The 22,996-nt window shown below is 55.1% G+C and carries 23 protein-coding genes and 1 tRNA gene; 12 read left to right on the top strand and 12 right to left on the bottom strand.

Annotated features, from left to right (window positions below; translation table 11 throughout):
* The first annotated feature begins 41 nt into the window (after positions 1–41).
* Complete coding sequence (locus Y017_RS08165) at positions 42–1,019, top strand: methyltransferase (RefSeq protein WP_011588867.1); 978 nt, start codon at positions 42–44, stop codon at positions 1,017–1,019.
* Positions 1,020–1,035: 16 nt separating this feature from the next.
* Here the strand turns inward: Y017_RS08165 and Y017_RS08170 are convergent, their stop codons facing one another.
* Positions 1,036–2,019 (bottom strand): NAD-dependent epimerase/dehydratase family protein, encoded by a 984-nt coding sequence (locus tag Y017_RS08170; RefSeq protein WP_011588866.1) that lies wholly within the window; start codon positions 2,017–2,019, stop codon positions 1,036–1,038.
* A gap of 193 nt (positions 2,020–2,212) precedes the next feature.
* Here Y017_RS08170 and Y017_RS08175 point away from each other — a divergent pair.
* Positions 2,213–2,286: transfer RNA gene (locus Y017_RS08175), tRNA-Gly, on the top strand.
* Between the two features lie 99 nt (positions 2,287–2,385).
* Here Y017_RS08175 and Y017_RS08180 read toward each other — a convergent pair.
* Positions 2,386–2,682 carry a hypothetical protein gene (locus Y017_RS08180; RefSeq protein ID WP_011588865.1) on the bottom strand — a complete coding sequence of 99 codons (297 nt, stop codon included), beginning with the start codon at positions 2,680–2,682 and terminating at the stop codon, positions 2,386–2,388.
* Between the two features lie 117 nt (positions 2,683–2,799).
* Here Y017_RS08180 and umuD point away from each other — a divergent pair, with 117 nt between their 5' ends.
* Together umuD and umuC are read left to right on the top strand one after the other, a co-directional pair.
* The gene (gene umuD / locus Y017_RS08185) at positions 2,800–3,291 is read left to right on the top strand and encodes a translesion error-prone DNA polymerase V autoproteolytic subunit (RefSeq protein WP_011588864.1); all 492 of its coding nucleotides are present in this window, start codon (positions 2,800–2,802) and stop codon (positions 3,289–3,291) included.
* Between the two features lie 5 nt (positions 3,292–3,296).
* Positions 3,297–4,583 carry a translesion error-prone DNA polymerase V subunit UmuC gene (umuC, locus tag Y017_RS08190; protein WP_011588863.1) on the top strand — a complete coding sequence of 429 codons (1,287 nt, stop codon included), beginning with the start codon at positions 3,297–3,299 and terminating at the stop codon, positions 4,581–4,583.
* Positions 4,584–4,847: 264 nt separating this feature from the next.
* Here umuC and Y017_RS08195 read toward each other — a convergent pair whose 3' ends face one another.
* From Y017_RS08195 to Y017_RS08205, 3 genes are all read right to left on the bottom strand, one after another.
* Positions 4,848–6,317, bottom strand: a complete 1,470-nt coding sequence (locus tag Y017_RS08195) for a DUF3336 domain-containing protein (RefSeq protein ID WP_011588862.1) — start codon at positions 6,315–6,317, stop codon at positions 4,848–4,850.
* Positions 6,318–6,435: 118 nt separating this feature from the next.
* A complete protein-coding gene (locus Y017_RS08200) occupies positions 6,436–7,473 on the bottom strand; it encodes an AraC family transcriptional regulator (protein ID WP_011588861.1) in 1,038 nt (345 codons plus the stop codon).
* Between the two features lie 12 nt (positions 7,474–7,485).
* Positions 7,486–8,181: an SIMPL domain-containing protein gene (locus Y017_RS08205; RefSeq protein ID WP_011588860.1), complete on the bottom strand. Its 696-nt coding sequence runs from the start codon at positions 8,179–8,181 to the stop codon at positions 7,486–7,488.
* A 200-nt stretch (positions 8,182–8,381) separates the two neighbouring features.
* On the opposite strand from Y017_RS08205, the gene apbC reads away from it, so the two are divergent.
* Positions 8,382–9,467: an iron-sulfur cluster carrier protein ApbC gene (gene apbC / locus Y017_RS08210; protein ID WP_167521330.1), complete on the top strand. Its 1,086-nt coding sequence runs from the start codon at positions 8,382–8,384 to the stop codon at positions 9,465–9,467.
* 196 nt (positions 9,468–9,663) lie between these two features.
* Positions 9,664–10,233, top strand: coding sequence for a dCTP deaminase (gene dcd / locus Y017_RS08215; protein ID WP_011588858.1), 570 nt, complete (start codon positions 9,664–9,666; stop codon positions 10,231–10,233).
* Here the strand turns inward: dcd and Y017_RS08220 are convergent.
* From Y017_RS08220 to purM, 4 genes are read right to left on the bottom strand one after another with little or no spacing between them, the layout of a single operon-like run.
* Entirely contained in the window at positions 10,230–10,949 is a 720-nt protein-coding gene (locus Y017_RS08220) for a DUF3108 domain-containing protein (RefSeq protein ID WP_011588857.1), read from the bottom strand. The two genes, dcd and Y017_RS08220, sit on opposite strands and share 4 nt — an antisense overlap.
* A gap of 2 nt (positions 10,950–10,951) precedes the next feature.
* On the bottom strand, positions 10,952–11,689 hold the full coding sequence (locus tag Y017_RS08225; RefSeq protein ID WP_035460268.1) for a DUF3108 domain-containing protein: 738 nt from the start codon (positions 11,687–11,689) through the stop codon (positions 10,952–10,954).
* Complete coding sequence (gene purN, locus Y017_RS08230) at positions 11,649–12,290, bottom strand: phosphoribosylglycinamide formyltransferase (RefSeq protein WP_035460271.1); 642 nt, start codon at positions 12,288–12,290, stop codon at positions 11,649–11,651. Before purN ends, Y017_RS08225 begins: the two co-directional genes overlap by 41 nt.
* Complete coding sequence (gene purM / locus Y017_RS08235) at positions 12,287–13,330, bottom strand: phosphoribosylformylglycinamidine cyclo-ligase (protein WP_035460274.1); 1,044 nt, start codon at positions 13,328–13,330, stop codon at positions 12,287–12,289. Before purM ends, purN begins: the two co-directional genes overlap by 4 nt.
* 217 nt (positions 13,331–13,547) lie before the next feature.
* Here purM and Y017_RS08240 point away from each other — a divergent pair, with 217 nt between their 5' ends.
* From Y017_RS08240 to sthA, 3 genes are all read left to right on the top strand, one after another.
* Entirely contained in the window at positions 13,548–14,558 is a 1,011-nt protein-coding gene (locus tag Y017_RS08240; RefSeq protein WP_081737595.1) for a DUF2066 domain-containing protein, read from the top strand.
* Positions 14,559–14,562: 4 nt separating this feature from the next.
* The gene (gene hda / locus Y017_RS08245) at positions 14,563–15,252 is read left to right on the top strand and encodes a DnaA regulatory inactivator Hda (RefSeq protein WP_035460277.1); all 690 of its coding nucleotides are present in this window, start codon (positions 14,563–14,565) and stop codon (positions 15,250–15,252) included.
* Positions 15,253–15,577: 325 nt separating this feature from the next.
* Positions 15,578–16,975 carry a Si-specific NAD(P)(+) transhydrogenase gene (gene sthA / locus Y017_RS08250; RefSeq protein ID WP_011588851.1) on the top strand — a complete coding sequence of 466 codons (1,398 nt, stop codon included), beginning with the start codon at positions 15,578–15,580 and terminating at the stop codon, positions 16,973–16,975.
* Positions 16,976–17,110: 135 nt separating this feature from the next.
* On the opposite strand, the gene smrA is transcribed toward sthA, so the two are convergent.
* On the bottom strand, positions 17,111–17,701 hold the full coding sequence (smrA, locus tag Y017_RS08255) for a DNA endonuclease SmrA (RefSeq protein ID WP_011588850.1): 591 nt from the start codon (positions 17,699–17,701) through the stop codon (positions 17,111–17,113).
* A 217-nt stretch (positions 17,702–17,918) separates the two neighbouring features.
* Between smrA and Y017_RS08260 the strand changes: the two genes are divergently transcribed.
* A complete protein-coding gene (locus Y017_RS08260) occupies positions 17,919–18,116 on the top strand; it encodes a hypothetical protein (protein ID WP_035460280.1) in 198 nt (65 codons plus the stop codon).
* Positions 18,117–18,223: 107 nt separating this feature from the next.
* Here Y017_RS08260 and Y017_RS15210 read toward each other — a convergent pair whose 3' ends face one another.
* Together Y017_RS15210 and Y017_RS08265 are read right to left on the bottom strand one after the other, a co-directional pair.
* The gene (locus Y017_RS15210; protein WP_155849252.1) at positions 18,224–18,382 is read right to left on the bottom strand and encodes a hypothetical protein; all 159 of its coding nucleotides are present in this window, start codon (positions 18,380–18,382) and stop codon (positions 18,224–18,226) included.
* A 169-nt stretch (positions 18,383–18,551) separates the two neighbouring features.
* Complete coding sequence (locus Y017_RS08265; protein ID WP_011588849.1) at positions 18,552–19,307, bottom strand: glutathione S-transferase N-terminal domain-containing protein; 756 nt, start codon at positions 19,305–19,307, stop codon at positions 18,552–18,554.
* 244 nt (positions 19,308–19,551) lie between these two features.
* Between Y017_RS08265 and Y017_RS08270 the strand changes: the two genes are divergently transcribed.
* Complete coding sequence (locus Y017_RS08270) at positions 19,552–20,763, top strand: acetyl-CoA C-acetyltransferase (RefSeq protein ID WP_011588848.1); 1,212 nt, start codon at positions 19,552–19,554, stop codon at positions 20,761–20,763.
* 29 nt (positions 20,764–20,792) lie between these two features.
* A complete protein-coding gene (locus tag Y017_RS08275; protein WP_011588847.1) occupies positions 20,793–22,958 on the top strand; it encodes a 3-hydroxyacyl-CoA dehydrogenase NAD-binding domain-containing protein in 2,166 nt (721 codons plus the stop codon).
* Positions 22,959–22,996 lie beyond the last annotated feature (38 nt).

Genomic DNA, 22,996 nt, shown 5'->3' on the forward strand with positions numbered 1-22,996 from the left:
ATGCTCTATACTGCCGCCGCAGTTGACTTGAGCCGGAGCCCATGGAAAACACAACACAATTATTGCTGCGACAGTCCGATGCCCTTGCCGGGCGTAATGTGCTGGTGGTTGACGCTAATGACCCCGCACTGAAAACCCTATCGGTGGATGCCACGGTGCATGTGCATGCGGATGACTACACCATCGGGGCGCAACAGTGGGCGCCAGCACCCACTGTGCCCGCAGGCACTGACCTGCTGGTGCTGCCGTTGTCGAAGTCGCTTGATCGGTTACGATTTCTGCTCAACTGGTTAGCCGGCGAGATCGCCGAACCCACGGAGCTGTGGTTAATTGGCCCGACAAAAGGGGGGATTAGGGGGGCGTTGAAGTATCTGGAGGCTCATGTGGATGGGACTATGCTGGAGGACAGTGCCCGGCACTGCAAACTCTATAGCGGTTTATTACAACCTGGCGAAAAGCAGTCCTTGAACGCCTGGGGAACCGTGCTTGAGGTGGCGGATCAGGAAGCGGTGAGTTATCCGGGGGTGTTCAGCCATGGCCGTTTGGATGAGGGCAGTGCTCTGCTGCTGCAAGCCATGGAGGGACACAACCTGGGTAAGCCCGGCAAAGTTATTGATATGGGGTGTGGGGCAGGGGTTATCAGCGTTTGGTTGGCTCGTCATGGCTGGCAGGTTCAGGGTGTGGATGTGAGCGCCAGTGCCGTAACAGCCAGCACTGAAAGCTTGGCACGCAATGGCCTGCAAGGCCGGATCATGGGGGGGGATTTGTTTTCCCCCATTCAGGGGCGGGTAGATATGGTGGTCACCAACCCACCATTCCACGATCGCCGTCAGCGTACTACCGATATTACCCGCCGGCTAATTGCTGAGGCGCCCACCTATCTCAAGCCGGGTGGCGTGCTGTGGTTGGTTGCTAATCGTGAGCTGCCCTATGTGCAGTGGTTGGATGATGCTTTCAGTCATGTGCAGGTAGCCAGCGAGACCACCCGTTTCCGTGTCTACCGGGCGGTATTGTCGTGAGATTACACGCTGGCAGTTACAGCATGCGTTCCTGGGCCATCCAGGCGATGCAGTTTTCCAGCATGGTGGCCAAGGGGACCTGATCATCAAACCCCAGTTGCGCTACGGCTTTTCTTCCATCGGCGTGGACCCGGCTGGTAACCAGTGCGACTTTTTCCGGGGTCAGGCTGGGTTCGTTACCGGTGAACAGGCTGCCGATGGGGTAGAGCTGGCCCGCCAGTTTGAGTAGTGCCGGGGGGACGGTGCGCCGTGGAGCCTTGCGCCCCAGTTGCTCAGCAATGGTCTGTACTAAGGTCAGGAAGCTGGCTTCCACTCCGGCAAGAATATAGCGTTCGCTACAGACGCCATGCTTCAGGGCTGCAATGTGGGCCCGCGCCACTTCTTCCACTGCACAGAAGTTTCCACCGCCAGGCGGAACCCCGGGGAGTTTGCCGTCGTTAATCATGCGAATCATCTGCGACCAGTTGTGGGTGTCGCCGGCGCCAATGATGCCGCAGGGGTTCATAATTACAGCGTCCAGCCCTTGGCGAATGCCATTTTCCACCTCCTTTTCAGCCAGAAACTTGGTGCGGTTGTAGCCGATCCAGTCATTGGCGGCATTGGAAGGGGTCTGCTCGTTGATGGGGGTGTCTTGAATGCCCCAGGCGGAAATGGAGGAGGTATGAATAAAGCGACCGGCCACATTTTTCAGGGCGGCGCTAACCATGGCTTGGGTGCCGACGACGTTGTCCCTGTATTGTTGTGCATTACCTCGGCGCCACAGGCTGGTGTTGCCCGCCACGTGAAAAACCGCATCGGGTGCAGCGGGCATGACCAGAGCCAGTTCGGTGGCATTGTCTAGCGGTGCCTGAACGACGGATACCCCCTTTTTGGCTTGCAAGGCACTGGCATCACTGTTGGGACGCACTAGGGCAACCACTTCCCACTGTTTGTCGAGAAGCTGGTCGATAATATGCCCACCGAGGAATCCTCGGCCCCCACTGATAAATGCCACGGGCATGTCAATATCCTTCTTTTGCTGATGTACATTTGTTGTTTTGTCTTTGTTCTTCTATACGCATAGACGTGAACGCTGGCAACTGCTTTGTTTGTCTGCTTTCATGCTTTTGAAAGCGCTGTTTGCGCAAAACACAAGATTGTTCTTCAGTGCTGGTCAAGCCAGCGGCTTTTGACTATATTGCCGTTTCGCCTTTGCGGGTGTAGTTCAATGGTAGAACGGCAGCTTCCCAAGCTGCATACGAGAGTTCGATTCTCTTCACCCGCTCCAGACATAAAAAAAACCGCCTTCAGGCGGTTTTTTTTGTCTGGAGCATTCTTGGTTGATTCTGGGCGAGCTCTCGCTCGCGATCCGGTGAAGTAATTATCATTATAGCGGGCAGGACAGATAGCGGCTGTCGAGCTGGAAAAGCGCATGGATTTCGTATTCTGCTCCCAATGTATTAGCGGCATTGCTCGCCTGCACGATACAAGGGTAGCAGTGCGCCCAGGCACAGGGTTTCACCAGTGGCTGGGGTGATGAGGGGGCGGTTACGGTGTTGTTGCCGGCGATAAAGGCATTTTGCTGCGGTTCGTACAACACATAGCCTAAGAGTTCGGCTCTGAGGGGAAGGCCCATTTCATCCAGAAAATCGTACATCCAGCGGTGATGATTATCGGTATGCATCGATTGGTTCTCTAGTATTTTCCCAACACGTTACGCCAGCCGTTGCAGAGGGTGGATAGTAGTTGTTTGGTATTTTTGTCGGTTTTTGTGAGCCATTGCTGTGTGATGTAACGCTGAATGCGGTTTGCTTTTCCTTATACTGTACATATAGGCAGTATTTGTTATGCTTTACCGATTGCTTGTTTGCGGTGTATTGCCATGTCTTCCCTGCCTTTTTTCAGTGAACCTGTTTCTGCCGGATTTCCGTCCCCGGCCCAGGGATATCTGGATGAGCATCTTGATCTGAACCGATTGTGTATTCGCCATCCGGCGTCCACGTTCTTGTTACGGGTAGAGGGCGACTCCATGGTGGATGCCGGTATTTATTCCGGTGACATCCTAATTGTGGATCGCTCTCTGGAGGCGGTGGCGGGCGACGTGGTGGTGGCGTCGCTGGAAGGCGAGTTCACAGTAAAGGAGTTGCAGTTGCTTCCGGTGCCCATGCTCAAACCGAGAAATGCGGCTTATGCGCCGATTCTGATTGGAGAGGAAGGGCTGGATTTGTTCGGCGTGGTCACGTTTTCCCTGCACACCTTACGCGGTGGTAGGCGTTTGCCCGCGGGTGAGTAACGGTTATGTTTGCGCTGGTTGATTGCAATAGCTTCTATGCCGCTTGTGAGCGTCTGTTTCGCCCGGACCTGCAGGGCAGGCCGGTGGTGGTGCTGTCGAATAATGATGGCTGCATTGTGGCTGGGTCTGCGGAAGCCAAAGCGTTGGGGGTGAAAACCGGGATGCCGCTGTTCCAGGCCCACGACTTGATCCGTGGGCACAAAGTGGCGGTGTTTTCTTCCAACTATGCCCTGTATGGGGATATTTCCCAGCGGGTGATGGCGACCTTGGAAACCCTGGCACCTCGGGTAGAAGCCTATTCCATTGATGAGGCGTTTCTGGATGTGTCGTTGATGAAAACGGCTGAACTACAGCCCCTGGCCCTGCAGATTCGCGCACGTATTGATCGCTGGGTGGGCGTGCCGGTGTGTGTGGGGGTTGCGCCCACTAAGGTGTTGGCCAAGTTAGCCAACCATGCGGCCAAGCGTTATCCGGCCACGGGCGGCGTGGTGGTGCTCAGCGATCCCTTGCGGCGCGACAAATTGTTGTCGTTAACCCCGATTTCCCAGGTATGGGGGGTCGGGCGGCGGTTACGTGGGCGCTTTGAGGCGCTGGGCATCAACACGGCGCTGGATCTGGCCCGGGCCGATGTCGGGATGATCCGCCAGCGTTTTTCCGTGGTGCAGGAACGGTTGGTGCGGGAGCTGAACGGGGAGCCTTGCTTGTCTTTAGACACCCAGCCTTCGCCCCGTCAGCAAGTGATTTATTCCCGTTCTTTTGGTGAGCCGGTGGCGGCATTGCCGCCGTTGCGCCAGGCACTGAGTGATTTTGTTTCCCGGGCCATGGAGTCTCTGCGTAAGGAGGGGCTATATGCCGGCCGGGTGACGGTGTATTTGCGCACCGCCCCCATGGGCAAACCACAGCAGTTGTTCCCGGATACGCTCAGTGCCGTGTTGTCGCCAGCCACGGCAGATACCCGCTTGGTGGTGCGTCAGGCGCAGGCGTTGCTAGCGCAGTTATGGTGGCCGGGCTATCGCTATGGCAAGGCGGGCGTGATCCTCACGGATCTGCGCGGGCGTGATCAGGTGCAGTGCGGATTATTTGCCGAGCAGAAACCCGCAGAGCAGGAGACTGGCCGGCGCGGGGAAGCGTTAATGGCCGTCATGGATAGCATCAACCAGAGTGGCGTGGGCAAGGTGTGGTTGGCGGGGCGAGGAATGCAGGGGAATCAGCACAGTACCTGGGCCATGCGCAGGGCGCATCTGTCTCCGGCCTATACTAGCCGCTGGTCTGATTTGCCGGTGGTGCGTTAGGCCTTGTGCCTTGTGCCTTGTGATTGGCGTTTGAGTTCAGTTCGGATAAGCAGGGTAAGAGCGCCGCACGGTGAACCGGTTTGATCTGGCGATGGCGGGCTTTGTTCGGTGCGCTCCATGCGACGATGGCATGCGCGCTCTAAAAATCACCTTGCTGACTAGCTGCCCCCCGCTGGCCACGTTCAGGGCCAGCGGGGTTGTTATTAATAATGGCGCACACGGTGAAATAAGCACGGCTTCTAGTTGTTGCTGCCGTGCTGAGGCTCACTGGTTAGCTATCGAGGTCATGTTTACTCGGTCCAGCATGCGTTCTTCAATGCGGTCCAGGCGTGCGCGGCAGTCGCGGAAGGTGCGGCTTATGCATGTGGTGTTGGCAACCATGTCGAGTTTTGGCCAGGTCGCTTGTTCACCTTTGCGGATATAGGTTTGCACATCTTGCAGTGTGGGGTTGTTCAGAATCCGCAGGGCATTGAGTGGTTGGCGGGGAGGGATCATGTTGATGTCACCAATGTATTTCTGCGTCACCATACTTTTTGCCTTGTCGATAATTAGCCCAAGGTCGTTGGAGGCTACCTGGTGCTGTACCAGTTGTAGGCCATAGCGCAGGTTCATGGATACGTTGCGCAAAGCCCAATCGCCCAGTGTGCTCAGGGAGCTGTCGGTGTTTTCGTTGCGCGACAGGAAGGGCACGATGTGGGGGTTGGTTTGGCTGACGATGGAGTGGTTGACGCCATAGAGGCGTGCCAGCCGGCGGATGGGAAGATCGTCAACAATGGAGCCATCGACGAATTTGCGCCCAGGAATGTAGGGTACGCGCTCACCATCGATGTTCTTCGCCCACAGGGAAACCGGCGGGTAGATGCTGGGAATAGCGCAGGAAGCCAGCGAGGCCTTGCGGATCAGCACGTTGGGGGAGGTGCGCCAGTTCAGCAGGCGCGCACGTTGGTTACGATCATAGGGGCTGACGGTAATATTGATTTCGCGCCCGGTGTGCCGATAGGCCTCTTCAAAGGTCATGTCGGAGATATTTTCTTCCAGGCAGGCTTCCAGGTGGTCGCCATCGAGTACCGGCGTGCCGCGCACCAGGCCCTTCCAGCCCAGCACCTTGAACGCTTCCAGATAGATGTTTTCCGGCTCCAGTTTTACTTTTAACTCTTCATCATTATGGGTGCCGACAACCGAAGCAATGATGCTGCCAGCACTGGAACCGGATATTACTGAGGGCAGCAAATTTTGTTTCCACAGGCAGCGGGCCACACCAATATGGAATAGGCCCAGCGCGGCACCGCCGGATAACATCAGGCAGCTTTGTCCGAAGGCTTGGCCGGTGGTTTCAAAGAAATCGAGTTTTTCTTTCAGCCCGAATTCCTTGAAGTTGCTATCACACAGGTAATTCAGCGCGGTGGAAACTTCGCTCAGATAGTTTTCGATGAGGCGTTTAGTACCCACGCGGCTGTGTTGATAAAGGCGAGGGTTGGAAATGTTGCCTAAGTTGCCATGCAGGCCTTCGTGCAAATGGAAAACCAGCTTATTCACATCGTTTCGCTCGCGGGCCTGACGAATCTGCCAGAGCCGATTACGAATTAATTCATAGTCGTAGTAGGGCGAGCGGTCTACTTCTTTCCATCTGTCCGCGCCGGAAAGGCGGTCGTGTTCCTGGCTGGCTTCATACCATTCATCGTAGGTAGTCGCCTTGTCGATGGCGCGTTCGAGCTGTTTGAGGGTGCCTTTCATTGAGGCTCTCCACCATGAGTTGTTGTCATTGACTGATGTCAGTATAGACAGGGGTGGGGGCAAGATTTAAGGGCTTGTAGGATAAAAAGTACTGAGGGGTACATAATAACGCCCGCAACTATGAGTTTATTTGCGTATCTTTGGGCGTGTTTCGATACTGCCCTGGGGTCATGGTGGTATGGCGTTTGAAGCTGCGCTGAAAAGAACGAATATCGGAATAACCTAGGGCTGCGGCAATGTCGGCCTGGGGCAAGCTGGTGGTGGTGAGCAGGTGCCGTGCCTGTTGCAGGCGCACGGAATCAAGCAGCTTTTGCCAGCTTTGCTGTTCGTCGGCTAGCCGGCGGTGCAGGGTACGAACGTTCATGCCTAACCGTTCGGCGACGGTTTCCTTGCGCGGCAGGGAGTGGCCAATGGCGTCTTGGATGCATTGCTTCACTCGTTGGCTGAGGTTGGTATCTACGCCTAGCTGATTCAGCTGCTGGATGGCGTGGGCTTCCAGAGTGGAGAGCAACAGCGGGTCTGGTTGGCGGATGGGTTGCTGGAGTAACTGTGGCGGCCCCACCAAAGCAGAACAGGGTTGTTCGAACAGCACATCACAAAGAAATACGCGCCGGTATTCGTCCACTTGGGCGGCCGGGGGCGTGGGGTGTTCCAGCCAGACTTGATCCGGTGCCAACTGGTCGTTGCCAGTGAGCCAGCGGGCATAACGCACCCAGGAGCCAAGCACGTTATCAATCAGGTGTTGGCGCGCTGGTTGTTCTCGGTACAGGCAATCCCAGCGAATCGCGGCCTGATGGGCATCAAGGGTGGTTTGCGTGGTGCCCATGTCGCCTACCAGCTTTTCATACAAACTGACTTTCGACAGGGCTTGCTGGAGTGTGCTGGCGCTCATGGCAATGTAGCCCATGACATTATAAGAGCCAGGTTGCACGAATTCGGAGGTATGTAAACCGAACAGCGGGTCGCCGGATTGCTCGATAAGAGCGTGCAGTAAGGTCTGGAAATGCTGACCATGGATGCGGGTATCCGGCTTCTGGATATGCGCTGGGTCCAGATTGGCGTGTTGCAGTGCGGCAATCGTATCCAGCCCACGGGCGTCTGCGTGGGCCAGGTATTGTTGCAGTGCAGCGCTACAAATCTGGCCCAATGCGTCCATGACGATGCCTGATCAGTCTAGTTCAAAAGTGATTTGTACCTGAGCGGAAATTTCCGTTTCGCCTGGGCGGTAACTTTCCGCTGCGCCGCTATCCTTGGCCCGCGCCATCATCATTACAGGCTGCGGAGAGTTAATACCCTGGGCCTGAATTTGAAAGGCTTCGCCCAGATCGCGGTCCGCAGCTTCGGCAATGATTTCTGCCCGCTCGCGAGCATCCTCCACCGCTTTTTCCAACGCTTTTTTAGCCAGTTTGTCGCGGTTGCTCACTTGAGCGCCAGCGGGCCGGATGTTGCGCACCCCTTGCTCGGCCAATCCTTCCAGCAGTTCGGCATAGGTTTCAAGGCCATCTACCTGGAAACTCACCTCGCGGCTGATCTGGTGGCCGACTAATTTGCGCTCGGGTTGGTACTGCCACTGGGGAGTGATGCGCATGGTGCTTGCAGTGACGGACTTTTCTTCAATATCCAGGTCGTCTGCCAAGTCCAGCATATTGCTGACTGCATCATCCACCTGGTCTTTCATCTCGGCCATGTCATCGCCATTCTGGCTGGCGGTGGCAATGACCATGAAACGATCGGGTTGGGCACTGATTGCGCCGTTACCGGATACGGTAATACTGTCGCGGGCGCTATTGACGGTGGTGTTATCACAACCAGACAAGGCCAGTGTGCCGGCGATCAATAGGGTCGCAGCGGATATAGCTTTCATGACATCTCCTTGTGCTGCCGTGCAAGCGGCAAAGCTCTATTTTGCTTATCGGTCAAGTTTACGCAACTTATGCTGCGCAAACCGCTTGAATTAATGGTTCCCTCTTTAAAAAAGGGCACCCTTGGTTGTTAGTCCGTTAGCCCCTATCATCGCAGCTCGTGAAGCAGAGGCAATCGGTGAGTACGGTCATGAGTACAGCCATGAATGAAAAGGAACAACGCATTCGACAACAGCTGGGCGATTTTATCCCCGATGATCTGGGTGTCAGCTTGGATCATGTGAGTGCTGTTAGTGCGTTTCAGGTGAGCGATGTGTCGGTGTCGGCCACGGTGACGTTGGGGTTCCCTTGCGAGAGTATTCGCGGGGCCTTGATTGATGCCCTTCATGCGCATATGGCGCCGGTGCTTGAGACGCGCTCGCTGTCATTGAACGTGAAAAGCCATATTGTGCCGCACCGGGCACAAAGTAGCCTGCCGGCTCGGGATCAGGTTGCTAATATTATTGCGGTGGCGTCCGGTAAGGGCGGGGTGGGCAAATCCACTTCGGCGGTGAATCTGGCGTTAGCTTTGCAGGCAGAGGGAGCCCGGGTGGGCTTGCTTGATGCGGATGTGTTTGGGCCTAGTCAGCCGTTGATGTTGGGGTTGCCCGACGGTACTCGACCGCAACTGCTGGAAGGTAAATTCTTTGTGCCGGTGGATGCCTACGGTTTGCAAACCATGTCTATGGGCTACCTGACGACCCAGCAGACGCCAGTGGTGTGGCGTGGGCCGAAAGCCAGCGGCGCGTTGGTGCAGATGATGGAGCAGACCCGCTGGCATGAACTAGACTATTTGTTAGTGGATTTGCCTCCGGGTACCGGGGATATTCAGCTGACCCTGGCGCAAAAAATTCCTGTGGCCGGTGCTGTGGTGATTACCACGCCCCAGGACATTGCTTTACTGGATGCCATTAAGGGGGTGGAAATGTTCCGCAAGGTGGATATCCGGGTGTTGGGGATTGTTGAAAATATGGCAATGCATGTGTGTAGCCAGTGCGGGCACCAGGAGGCCATCTTTGGTGAGGGCGGTGGCAGCAAAATGGCGGCGCAGTACGGTACTGAATTACTGGCCGCACTGCCGTTGTCGCTACGCATCCGCGAACAAGCGGACAAAGGCGAGCCGGTGGTGCATGCCTTTCCCGACAGTGAGGAAGCGGCGCTTTACCGTGTGGCGGCGCGGCGCCTGGCGGCTCGCTTGTCACTGACTGAGGCGGGAAACCGAGCGTTTCCAAATATCGTGCAGCATTGAGAAGGCAAGGCGCAACGCAAGACCGTGGTCAATCGTAGGCATAGGGGCCAAGCTGCAATGTGAGCGATAGGGTTCTGCACGTGCAGCCTAACTGACCGTCGCGCAACTTCTTGCCCGTTGTTGCTTGTCGCTTGTAGCGTGCCACCTATACCATTGGCCGCTTGAACGCTAACTACTCTGGAACATTGAGGCGTAAATGACTATTAAATCGGATCGCTGGATTTCCCGCATGGCCGCAGAGAAAGGCATGATTGAGCCATTTCAGCCTGGGCAGGTTCGTGCGGATGAGAACGGTGAAAAACTGATCTCTTATGGCGTGTCCAGCTATGGCTACGACGTGCGCTGTGCCGATGAGTTCAAAGTGTTTACCAATATCCATTCGGCCACGGTGGACCCCAAAGCGTTTGATGAGCGCAGCTTTGTGGATGTGAAAGGGGAGTATTGCATTATTCCGCCGAACTCTTTTGCGTTGGCACGCACGGTGGAGTATTTCCGTATCCCTCGCAATGTGTTGACCATTTGCTTGGGAAAATCCACCTATGCCCGATGCGGCATTATCGTTAACGTCACTCCGCTGGAGCCTGAGTGGGAAGGGCACGTAACACTGGAATTCTCCAACACCACGACGCTGCCCGCAAAAATCTATGCCCACGAAGGGGTGGCGCAGATGCTGTTTTTCGAATCCGATGAGGTGTGTGAAACCTCTTATATGGACCGAGGGGGTAAATACCAGGGACAACGTGGCGTTACCCTGCCGCGCGCTTAATCAGCGAGTGCTGATTGCGGCTTCGGGCCGTTGTAGTCGATCATGATCATGTCGGCTTTCAACAGGGTACTTTCAATGTGTTTCGCCTGGACGACCATATAATCGAGCTGCGGTGCTACCCAGAATAGGGTGCGCCGTTTCTCTTTGCTGTCTCCGGTGCGTTTCTTTTCCACGAGTAGGGTGTCCAGCTTGCCCAGCGGCGTTTTCAGCATTTCTCGGTCGATCACTTCGAAATGATGTTCGCGAACCTTATCGCCGTAGGCGCTGGTTACCGAATAGGATTTGTCGCCGGTGGCGAACACGCAGCGTCCTCGTAACAAGATGGTTAGCTCGTCTAGGGTATCGGCGGGGATGTCTTGGCTTTCCTTATCGTCTTCCGATTCATTGTGCACCCTTGGTGGGTTCCACTGGAAATCCATGTGATGAAAGCGCTTTTGACCAAAGCCCTTGAATTCATGCACGTATCGGGTAGTACGAGGCTGGCAGTCCCGCCAGTGAAAGTAACTTTCTTCTGTATTACTGAGCAGAAACGATTTTGCCTTGAGCTGCATATGGTAATAATCGTCGCCTTCTGCGGGCTCAAGTACTAGCTCGGCTTTTACGGGCGTGGGTAACTTGTTCACATAAATGCGAAATTCAGCAGAAAATGGAGCAAGAGGCTCGTTCGCTATAGCCAGGCTACTAACGAGCATCAGTAGGACGGAGATTAACCGCACGTTCAGAGTCCTTCCAATGATTGCAGGGTCATCAGGTGTTCGCCATCGTCGTTCTTCTGCATTAGTTGCACCAGCGTATAGTCATGATCTGGCGCGAACCACATGTAAGTTTGTCGCTCGCTGTTCTTGCCCCGTTGTCGTTGTACTTTTAGGGTTTCCACTCGGCCACCATCAATGGTGAGAGTCTCCCGGCCGACTACGGTGTAGTGGTGGGTCTTTTGGGCGCGCTCGTCGGCCACCTGCAGTTCTACCTCGTTGGCGCCGTCGCGCAGTTCACATTGCAGGGCGAGGGAGACAGAAAGCTCGTCGGTGGCGTTGTTGCTCACATCGTAGCTACGCATGGGTTTGTCGGTGCGCTCGCTGGCGACCACGCCGGTTTGGCGGTCGATATGCAGTTTGGCTTCTTTTACTTTGCCCAAGCCTCTGCGCTTATAGCCATAATAATTGCTTAGCGGGGTACACCCCTGCCAGTTAAACAGGGCGGTTTCGCGGATTTCGCCGAGCCAGTTTTTGGCGTGGACTTCCATTTTCCAGAGTCCGTTCTGCATTTGTCTGAGAGAGCGATGAGCCTCAATGCTGAAGGGTATCCCTTCGCTTTTCAGGCGGTAATCCAGATTAAAGGGGGACGGCGTTTGCTCTGCGCTGGCGACGGAAGAGAACGTCAGGCTCACCAGCATAATACTGGCGAGAATAAGTGGGTTAAGTGAGGATATAACCCTGTGTAGGGAGGGGCTTGCCATCCAGTAACACTCCGTTGTCGGTCAGTTCCAGTCTATTCTGTGCACGCCATTGCAACACCTGAGGATAGAGCCGGTGTTCGCGTTGTTGTACACGTTTGGACAGGGAATCAACGGTATCGTTCGTTTGTACCGAAATGGGGGCCTGTGCAATCAGAGGGCCGCCATCCAGTTCTTCGGTGACAAAATGAATGGAGCAGCCATGTTCGCTATCGCCGGCTTCCAGGGCACGAGCATGCGTATTTAACCCCCGATACTTGGGCAGCAGCGAGGGATGGATGTTGATTAAGCGCCCGGCGTAATGGCGTACAAAAACACTGGAGAGAATACGCATAAAGCCGGCCAGCACTACGGTGTCTGGAGCATACGGGGTGAGCAGGTCGATCATGGCCTGGTCGAACTCTTCCCTGCTCGGGTAGTCACGGTGATCCAGAGTGGCGGTGGGAATTCCCGCCTGGGACGCTCGCTCCAAGCCTGCCGCGTTGGCTCGATTGGAGAATACCACGGCAATCTCGACATCGAGACTGCCGTGTTCACGGGCATCCATGATTGCTTGCAGGTTGGTGCCTGAGCCGCTAATCAATACCGCTAGCCGGTGAGTCACGCTGACAGCCCGTCCAGAACGACGTCGGGCTGGCCGTCGCCTGCCTGAATTTCACCGATCAAGAAGGCGCTTTCACCTTCTGCTTCCAGCAGGGCGAGAGCGTCATCAACGTGGCTGGCTGGTACCGCAATAACCATGCCCACGCCGCAGTTAAAGGTCCGGTACATTTCGAAGGCGGGCACTTGCCCTTCCTGCTGAAGCCACTGGAACACTGCGGGGAACTCCCAGCTTTTAGTGTCGATTACAGCACGGGTGTTGTCCGGCAGAACTCGGGGGAGGTTTTCTGGCAGGCCGCCGCCGGTAATGTGAGCCATGGCATGGACCGGTACTTGCTCAATCAATTTGAGCAAGGATTTAACGTAAATCCGTGTGGGTTCGAGCAGGTGTTCAATCAGTGGCTTGCCGTCCAGATCGATGTCAGTTTCAGCCTGAGCCATGATCCGACGAATCAGAGAGTAGCCGTTGGAATGAGGGCCAGAGGCGCCAAGACCAATCAGCTTGTCGCCGGCTTCTACCTTGCTGCCATCCAGCACGCCATCCTTTTCCACCACGCCGACACAGAAGCCCGCCAAGTCATAGTCCTCGCCTTCATACATGCCGGGCATTTCCGCGGTTTCGCCGCCGATCAAGGCACAGCCTGCCAGCTCGCAGCCCTCGCCAATACCGGTTACTACGCTGGTGGCAATCTCTACATCCAGTTTGCCGGTGGCGTAGTAATCCAGGAAGAACAGGGGTTCTGCTCCGCCTACGATGAGGTCATTGACGCACATGGCGACTAGGTCGACGCCGACTTTCTCGTGGCGATTGTGATCGATGGCCAGTCGCAGTTTGGTGCCGACGCCATCGGTGCCAGCAACCAGAACGGGGTTTTTGTACCTGGTGGGTAGCTCGCACAAGGCGCCGAAACCACCAAGACCGCCGAGGACTTCCGGGCGACGGGTCCGCTTGGCAACAGGGGCGATGCGTTTAACCAGCTCGTTACCGGCGTCGATGTCGACGCCTGCGTCACGGTACGTCAGTGGCCGTTTCTGTTCGGTCATGGGGAGCTCCGGATTGGTGAAGGCGCGTATTCTAGCAACCGGTCAGCCTACTGGGGAACCTCTGCTTTGCAGCTTGGGTGGGTAAAGCACGTTTTCATCAGGGTCCAAAGCTCTATTGTTCCTCAATTTACCTTGTAATTGACCGTAAACGGATTCGCGTGGGTTTGATGAATAGGTGATAATAGCGCGCTTGAATTTTCGGTTGGAATGAGCGCCCATGCGTTGGATTGGATTGTTGGCTGTGTTGTTGGGGTGGAGCGTGCTCGCGCAGGCGCAATCACTGGACACGGTGCAGGTACCGGTGGATGGCCGTGGCGAAGCACAACGGCAGGATGCGTTGGCGCAGGGTCTGGAGCAGATGTTGGTGCGGCTGAGCGGGCAGCGTGATGTGCTCGATGAGAGCGTAGCTAGCGAGGCAGCGACGCAGTTGGATCGTTGGGTGACTCGCTACGATTACAGTACTCTAGAGGACGGTCGCAGTGCCTTGCAGGCCCGCTACGATGTGAATGGCCTGATGGCCTTCATGGCAGACAGGGGGGCTTCGGTATGGAGCATGCCCCGCTCACGGGTGCTGCTCTGGCTGGTGGATCAGAGCGCAGGCCGTGGTGAAATGGTGGTGGAAGACCATCCGCTGTACGCACATCTAATCGCTGAAGCCCAGCGCCGTGGGCTGACTCTGGTTATCCCCGAGTGGGACAATCAAGATCAGGAGCGCCTGAATGTGGCTGACGTCCGTGGCCGTTTCGATCAGCAGTTACATGATGCCTCCAGTCGTTATCCCCATGAATTAATTGCCGCTGCGGTGCTTTATCAGGGGGAACCGGCCACAGTGAATTGGCGGGTATTGAAGGACAAGACGGTCCTAGAAGAGGGCAGGGAAAAGACCGCGAACAGCGAGGATGCGGTGACGGCTTTGATCGATAACGTCACCGACCAGTTGGCCGAGCGCTATGGCGTGAAAGGAGAGATGACGGATCTGCGCACGTTGCTGGTGGTGGATGAGGTTGATCAGCTCCAGGACTGGTTTGCGCTGCAGCAATTTCTGGGAGGCCTGAGCGGGATGCGCCGCGCCTCACTGGAGCAAGTGTCTGCGACTACGCTGACCTTTAGGCTGGATTTCAGTGCCAGTGATGAGCAGCTACGCAATTTGCTCGAGCTGTCTCCTCGGTTGCAGGCCTGTCCAGATGCTGTCGTGTCTGGCCCCCAATGGCATTATTGCTGGCGTTGAACCCATGAGCGCGCAACTTCCTTTGGCCCTGCAGCTCCGTGAGGGTAACGCTCTGGATAATTTCCAGTCGGGCCCGAACGGCGCTGCCGTGGCCGGATTATATGAGGCGGTGCAGGGGGCTGATCGGCAGGCCTTTTTCTGGGCGGGTGACGGGCAGGGGAAAAGCCATTTGCTAGAAGGCGCGGTGCGTCTGGCTCAACACAATGGCTTGGATGCCTGCCTGTTGCCCGCCCGTGAGATTATTCCACTAGTGCCTGAGGTGCTGGAATCCATGGAGCAGTTTGGGCTACTGGCCATTGATGATTGCCAGTTGTTCGCCGGCCTGCCTGCCTGGGAGGAGGCTCTGTTTCATCTTTATAATCGGTTGATGTCCTTGGGGGGGCGGCTGTTGGTTACCGCCAATGCGTCGCCTGCAGCCATGGGGCTAATGTTGCCCGATCTGGCCACTCGCTTGGCGGCAGGGCCTGTTTATCGGTTGATGTCTCTTGAAGATGATGATTTGCAGGCGTTATTACAGGAGAGGGCCAAGGCGAGGGGATTGCGACTAGAGCCGGAAGTTGCTCATTATATTGTATTGCGTAGCGAGCGCTCTGCAGGTGCTTTAATGGCTCTGCTGGCAAAACTCGATCGCTTGGCTTTGGCGCAGCAGCGCCCTGTCACTATTCCTTTTGTTAAGTATGCGTTGGGCTGGTGAAACGATGGCTTAAGGCGCTTGTAAAGAATTCCTTCCTTACTTGATTTTGAGCGGCGGGTTTCGACCCCTACGACGAGGTGAAGAGGGGGCTCTTTTGAGGGCATTCCGGTTGCCCGTCGAGGTGTATCCCTACAGCGAACGGTAATAACCCGTGCCTGCATTGGCGGCCCCTGCGGGCTCCAATGATGGCTTTCGCGCTTATTTTATTTATGCCTTATCTTCTTACTATACTTCGGTTTTAGACCCACTCCGGTGCCTTGTGCTTGCTGACCGCTAACGGTCTGTAATCATTTATACTCGGGGGCAAGCCGTTAAGGAGAGGTGAATGGATATCAGTGCTGGTTGGGGCCTTGTTGTCATTGGTAGTGGCCCTGCGGGAGAGGCGGCTGCCATGCAGGCCGCCAAAAAAGATTTGAAAGTAGCCATTATTGAAGAGCAGTCGTCACTGGGTGGGAATTGTACCCATTGGGGCACTATTCCCTCCAAGGCTCTGCGTCATCAGGTGCGGCAGGTGATTCGTACCCAGCGTAACCCTTTGCTGCGGGGGATTCTCAAGCCCCGAGAAATTCGCTGGCAGGACTTGATTGCCCGTACCCGGGAAGTGATTGATTCACAGGTTCAAGTTAGAACAGACTTTTACGTGCGTAACCGAGTCACCGTGTTTGCCGGTCGCGGAGAAATTCTTTCACCAAATGAGGTTCGGGTAGACGATCACGAGGGCCGCCAGCACTTACTCAAAACGGATAATATTTTGGTGGCTACCGGTTCTCGACCTTATCACCCGGAGGATGTGGATTTTTCCCATCCGCGTATCTATGACTCGGACACCATTTTGACCATGGACCATACGCCACGGCATATCCTAATTTATGGTGCTGGGGTGATCGGTTCGGAATATGCCTGCATCTTTACAGGGCTGGGTATCCGGGTGGACTTGGTGAACTCTCGCGAGCACTTGCTGGATTTTTTGGATACAGAAATTTCCGATGCACTCAGTTATCACCTGCGTGAGCAAGGCTGTACCATTCGCCAAGGAGAACACTATAAGCGGGTGACGGCCGATGACGATGGTGTAACCCTGGAGCTGGAATCCGGCAAAAAGCTGCGTGCGGATGCCTTGCTATGGTGCAACGGTCGTTCCGGTAATACACAGAATATTGGTCTGGAAAATGTGGACGTCAAAGCCAATGACCGTGGACAGCTTAAGGTTAACGAACGCTACCAGACCGAGACAGATAACCTCTATGCGGTGGGGGATGTGGTGGGTTGGCCGTCATTGGCCAGTGCATCCTATGACCAAGGGCGCTTTTGTGCGGCGGCCATCGCCGGCGATGAAGTCCGCCAGGTAACGGATGTGCCTACGGGCATTTACACCATCCCAGGGATCAGCAGTGTGGGGCGTACGGAACAGGAGCTGACCGAGGCCAAGGTGCCTTATGATGTGGGGCAGGCTTTTTTCAAGAATCTGGCTCGTGCGCAGATAACCGGTGAACGGGTAGGGATGCTGAAGATCCTGTTTCACCGAGAGACATTGGCGGTGCTGGGTATTCACTGTTTTGGTTATCAGGCCATGGAGATCGTCCATGTGGGGCAGGCCATCATGCGCCAGCCAGGTGAAAACAATACGCTGGAGTACTTTATTGATACCACCTTTAACTACCCGACTATGGCGGAAGCGTATCGGGTTGCGGCGATCAATGGGATAAACCGTATAAAAAGGTGACGTATCTACAAAGCGACAAAACGCGGTATGGTTTCTTCTGCTTCTCAAGGACGATCCCGCGTTTTGCACTTAACGGCGAGGCTGCTTAGCTCTGGCAATAACCTTTAATGTAAGTGTTGGTTTGTTACTTTTCTGTCAGCGTTGCTGTTTTCCGGCTTCGATAAAAAACTCCCGGTTATTCTGCCTTGCTTGACTGTTTTTGCGCACCAGCACTTGGGTAGCGCCGCTGCCACCACGGTTGGCTGGGGTGCTGTGGTAGGCTAGTACTAGGCGACTTTCTTCCAGCCAGTGCATCACATAGCTTTTCAGAAACCCGGGGCGCTCACTATGAAGACCCTTGCCGTGGCTGATCAAGACGGTCCGCATGCCATTGTTGTGGGCGTTTTCTAGAAACGCCTGGACCTGATTGCGTGCCTCCAGGAGGCGAACTCGGTGCAGGTCCAGTACATCCTGAGCATCATATTTACCCAAGCGTAATTTGCGATAAACGCCTTCCTGCACCCCATCTTTCTTCAGCCCAACGATGTCCAGAGGACCGATTTGTGGTACTAACTCAGGGACCGTTAGTGGGTTGTTGTCTTTACGGTCGTCAACGGCGGCGGCGCGGCGTAATTGTTCGCGGATAGAGTCTTTGCGATGGGGCGCACGTTCCTGAACTCGGTTGTCCGGTTTAATCGGCGTTACATCTGCCATTTCTCGGCGGAAAAGGTCATCATCGGAGGCCATGGAACTGTGCTCCATAAGTTTCATTTCGACTGATGTGTAATGGTACACAAAGCGGGCGGAAACTGGCAGTGAGAGGTTCTTTGGGAGGGGTGAGATGGAACGTCGACGATTTAGCCGGCCCAGGCTCCGGGTGAACGTGCAAGCGTGTACCGATCAGCGACCAATAGGGCATATCCTCAACATCACCGATCAAGGTGTTTGCTTAGTGGGAAAGGGTATGCCGCCCAAAACCTTACAATCCCTTGTGCTGAAGCTGCCTTTCAAACTCTCTGGGCTGCTCGAGCTGCATGTGGAGGCCGAACCGTTATGGCATCGTTATTTGGACAACGGCCATTGGCGGAGTGGATTTCGTCTTACTATGGATGATGATACGGCTATCATTTTGACTACGCTGGTGAGCCGTTATGGGGAATAGTGGAGTTTGCTCCGGTTGCCTATAGCAATATATCAGCAGCTGCGATGCCCTGTGCATCGCAGCTCTCTACCGTATAGCGCCACTATAGTGAATCCAGTGGGGAAGAATTAGTAAGCCTGTGGACGTTGGCGATCTGGGCGGTCATTGTCTTCATTTGTATCGTGCCTGTGACGTTTCGCCTCTCGCTGGCGGCGTTCACGCTCTGCACGTTTGTGTTCTTCTTCCCATTCATTTGGGTCGTAGTCATCAAATTGGCGACGACTCATGCTGCTACTCTCTATTCCAGCGTTAAAGAAGTTTCTCTAGTTGGAGGCCTGCTGCGTGTTTAACGCTGGAAGCCTGTGACTGGAATATATAGCACTAAAAAGTGTGGTGTAGAAGAGCAAAGGGCACCATTTATCGGTGCCCGCTCATGGCTGCAAGGCAGTGCCGGCATTAGTTGCCGTAAGTCTGATCCAGATAGTGAAGAATAGCTTCGGATTCGAACAGCTCTTCGCCGGTATTCGGATCTACCAGATAGGGAACGGCAATCCTTCCAGCCCGAGCCAGTAGGTCTATCCGGTTGCGTTGACTAGGGGAGTAGTCCATATCGAGAGACTTACGGACCACCGGTAACACCCAATCCTTCCACTGATCACGGCCGCACTGGCGCAGCAAGTAAGGGAGCTGCAATTCAGTCAATCGCTCGCGAACCAAACGGGCAAAGGGGCTGGCTTCGAACGAATACAGTTCCAGAGCTTGCTCCGGGGCGCGGCTGCTCCGGGTGCGAATGCCATGACCACCGCGGGGAGCGGAGGCGGCAATTGCGGCGGCTGTGCGTAGACGTAGCTGCCAACTTTTCGGGGCAGGACGGCCTCCATACTGCTGATAGAGATACTCGATAATGTCGGCAGATCCATAAAGGGCTTCGCCGGTATTGGGGTCCATCAAATAGGGGAATTGCTGCTTGCCGCCTAAGCGTTCTACCAGCGGTCGGTAACGGTCGCCCCCCTTAGGGCAGGGGAGGATCATTACGTCTATATCTAAATCAGTTAGCGCCTCGCGAACCAGCCGACAGAAAGGGCAACCCTCCATTTCATAGAGCTCCAGCGGCTCTTGCGGATGTTTGCTATGGCCTTTAGTGGCTATACCGCGCCCTTGTTGTAGCGTGGAAGATAATAGTGAACGAAAAACTTCTGTGCTGTGTGACATGGCGAGTACTCCTGAAACGAATTGCAGCGACATTAGCATGTGCAAGAAGCCATTCATTGGCCGTAGTGACGGGTGATTTACCAACGGCTTGCGGTCTTGCCCATTCCGCTCACAGCCCTTGTTAACTCATGTCATTGAGAGATCGGGGTGGCTGGGGCACTCTTGCCCACCTATACCGGGCAATACGCCCTTCATAACCCGTCAGCCCAATGCTGATACATGCCTGAGGCAAGAGGAAGGTTCCATGACCGAAGCCTATATCTATGATGCCATTCGTACTCCCCGTGGTCGGGGTAAGAAAGATGGCTCTTTGCATACGGTTAAGCCGCTGGATCTCGTAGTAGGCCTGATCGATGAAGTAAAAGATCGTTTTCCAAATATGGATACCAATAGCATTGATGATGTGCTGTTGGGTGTGGTGACTCCGGTCGGTGACCAGGGTGCCTGTATTGCCAAAACAGCAGCTCTGGCTGCTGGGTTGCCAGATACTGTAGCGGGTTTGCAGATGAACCGTTTCTGCGCCTCTGGCCTGGAAGCAGTGAATACCGGTGCCCAGAAAGTGGCCTCCGGTTGGGATGACCTGATTCTCGCCGGTGGTGTGGAATCCATGAGCCGTATCCCCATGGGCTCTGACGGTGGTGCCTGGGCAATGGACCCGATCACCAACTACAAGACTGGCTTTGTTCCCCAGGGGATTGGCGCGGATCTGATTGCCACTCTCGAAGGCTGGAGCCGCCGTGATGTGGACGAATTTGCTGCTGAGTCCCAGGCCCGTGCTGTGAATGCGTGGGAAAAGGGTTATTTCGATAAATCTGTGGTGCCGGTGAAAGACATTAACGGCATGACAGTGCTGGATCGTGACGAGCACGTTCGCGCGGGCACCACTGCTGATGCGCTGGCAGGCCTGAACCCGTCTTTCGCAATGATGGGCGAAATGGGCGGTTTTGATGCGGTTGCTTTGCAGAAGTATCACTGGGTGGAAAAGATTAACCACGTTCACCACGCAGGTAACTCCTCCGGTATCGTGGATGGTGCTTCTCTGCTGGTGCTGGGTAACGAAAAAGTGGGCAAGGACTTCGGCATGAAAGCCCGTGGCCGGATTGTCAGCACCGCGATCAGTGGTGCCGATCCCACCATCATGTTGACGGGCCCAGGTCCGGCGGCTAAGAAAGCGCTGGCGAAAGCCGGCTTGAAAGCCAGCGATATTGATCTGTGGGAAATCAACGAAGCCTTTGCGGCGGTCGCCATGCGCTTTATGAAAGACATGGACATCACCCCGGACGTTACCAACGTCAATGGTGGCTCCATCGCCATGGGCCACCCGTTGGGAGCTACTGGCGCCATGATTGTGGGTATTGCACTGGATGAACTCGAGCGCCGCGACAAGAAGTTCGCATTGTGCACCCTGTGTGTGGGCGGTGGCATGGGTATCGCTACCATCATCGAGCGTCTGTAAACCGCGTCGAACGATTTCGGAGTAAAGATATGAGTGAACAAACTGCTATTCGTTGGGAAAAAGACGCGGACAATATTGTCGTTCTGACCCTGGATGATCCCAACCAGTCCGCCAACACCATGAATGAGCTGTACGGCAAGTCCATGGCAGCGGTCGTTGAGCGTCTGGAGAAAGAAAAAGATGAAATTGCTGGGGTGATCATTACCTCTGCGAAAAAAACTTTCTTTGCCGGTGGCGACCTGCGTGACTTACTGAAGGCGCGTAAGGAAGATGGCCCGCAGTTTATGGCCGGAATGGCCCAGCTTAAAAGTCAGCTGCGTACGCTGGAAACACTCGGCAAGCCAGTGGTTGCGGCCATGAATGGCACGGCTTTGGGTGGTGGTTTGGAAATCGCCTTGGCCTGTCATCACCGCATTGCTATCAATGATAAATCTGCGCAGTTTGGTCTGCCTGAAGTATCCCTGGGCTTGCTGCCCGGTGGCGGTGGCGTGACTCGCGTGGTACGCATGCTGGGTATTCAGGATGGCCTGATGAAGGTGCTGATGCAGGGTCAGCGCATGAAAGCGGAGAAAGCGCAGAAGGTCGGGCTGATCGACGAGCTGGTAGCAGATCGTGACGAAATGATGGCCAAGGCTCGTGAGTGGATTAAGGCCAACCCGAAAGCCCAGCAACCCTGGGACCAGAAAGGTTACAAAATTCCCGGTGGTGACCCGAAGAACCCTAAGTTTGCGGCTAACTTGCCGGCTTTCCCAGCGAACCTGAAGAAACAACTGAAGGGCGCTAACTATCCGGCCCCGCTGGCAATCATGTCTGCGGCCATCGAAGGTGCGGCAGTAGATTTTGATAGCGCCGCTCTTATTGAAGGTCGTTATTTCCTTTCTTTGGTGACCAGTCAGGTTGCCAAGAACATGATTACCGCCTTCTTCTTCAACTTGCAGGCCATCAATGGTGGCGCGAGCCGTCCGGATGGGGTTGAAAAATTCCGTGCTGAGAAGGTCGGGGTTTTAGGTGCTGGCATGATGGGCGCAGGCGTGGCCTATGTAACGGCTCGCTCTGGTGCGCAGGTGGTGTTGAAGGATGTTTCCGCCGAGAATGCGGAAAAGGGTAAAGACTATTCCCGTAAGCTTCTCGACAAGGAAATCTCCAAGGGCAAGATGACCCAGGAGAAGAAAGAGGAAATCCTTGGACGTATTACCGCCACCGCCGATGCGAAAGACCTGGAAGGCGTGGATTTTGTGATTGAAGCTGTGTTCGAAAACACTGAGCTGAAGCACAAGGTTTTCCAGGAAATCGAAGACGTGGTTAATCCGGATGCGGTGTTGGGTTCTAACACCTCTTCGCTGCCGATCACTGGCTTGGCCCAGGGCGTTAAGAAGCAGAATAACTTCATTGGTATTCATTTCTTCAGCCCGGTGGACAAGATGCCGCTGGTGGAAATTATCTGCGGTAAAGATACTAGCCCGGAAGCGTTGGCCAAGACCTACGACTACTGCTTGCAGATCAAGAAAACCCCGATCGTGGTCAACGATGCCCGTGGCTTCTTCACCACCCGCGTCATTGGTACTTTCGTCAATGAAGGCATCGCTATGCTGGGTGAGGGCGTCAGTGCCCAGTCCATTGAGCAGGCGGCGATGCAGGCAGGCTATCCGGTGGGTACCCTTAACCTGATCGATGAAATCAACATGGAAACCGCACTGAAGATTGGTAATGCGGCCCGTGATGATGCCAAGCGTGAAGGGGTTGAGCCGCCGCCAGAGCATCCCGCTGAAGTGGTCATGAAAAAGATGGTCGAAGAGCTGGGCCGTCCAGGCAAGTTGCAAGGTAAAGGCTTTTACGAGTATCCAGAAAACGGCAAGAAGCACCTGTGGTCCGGTTTGGCTGATGCCTTCGGTGGCAGCAAAGATATGCCGTTCGAGGATATCAAAGAGCGAATGATGTTCATTGAGTCCATCGAAGCGGTGAAATGCTTTGACGAAGGTGTGATTGACTCAGTAGCGGATGCCAATATCGGTTCTATCTTTGGTATCGGCTTCCCGGCCTGGTCTGGTGGTGTGATGCAGTACATCAACCAGTACGAAGGCGGCCTGAGCGGCTTTGTTGCACGGGCTGAGGAACTGGCCAAGCTCTACGGTGAGCGTTTCACCCCGCCAGCTTCTCTGGTAGAAAAAGCGAAAAAAGGCGAAATCTACAAGTAACCCTTGAGATATCGTTCCATAAAAAAAGCCCGGCTTAT

The sequence above is a fragment of the Alcanivorax sp. 97CO-5 genome (genome assembly GCF_000524665.1).
Taxonomy (GTDB): domain Bacteria; phylum Pseudomonadota; class Gammaproteobacteria; order Pseudomonadales; family Alcanivoracaceae; genus Alcanivorax; species Alcanivorax borkumensis.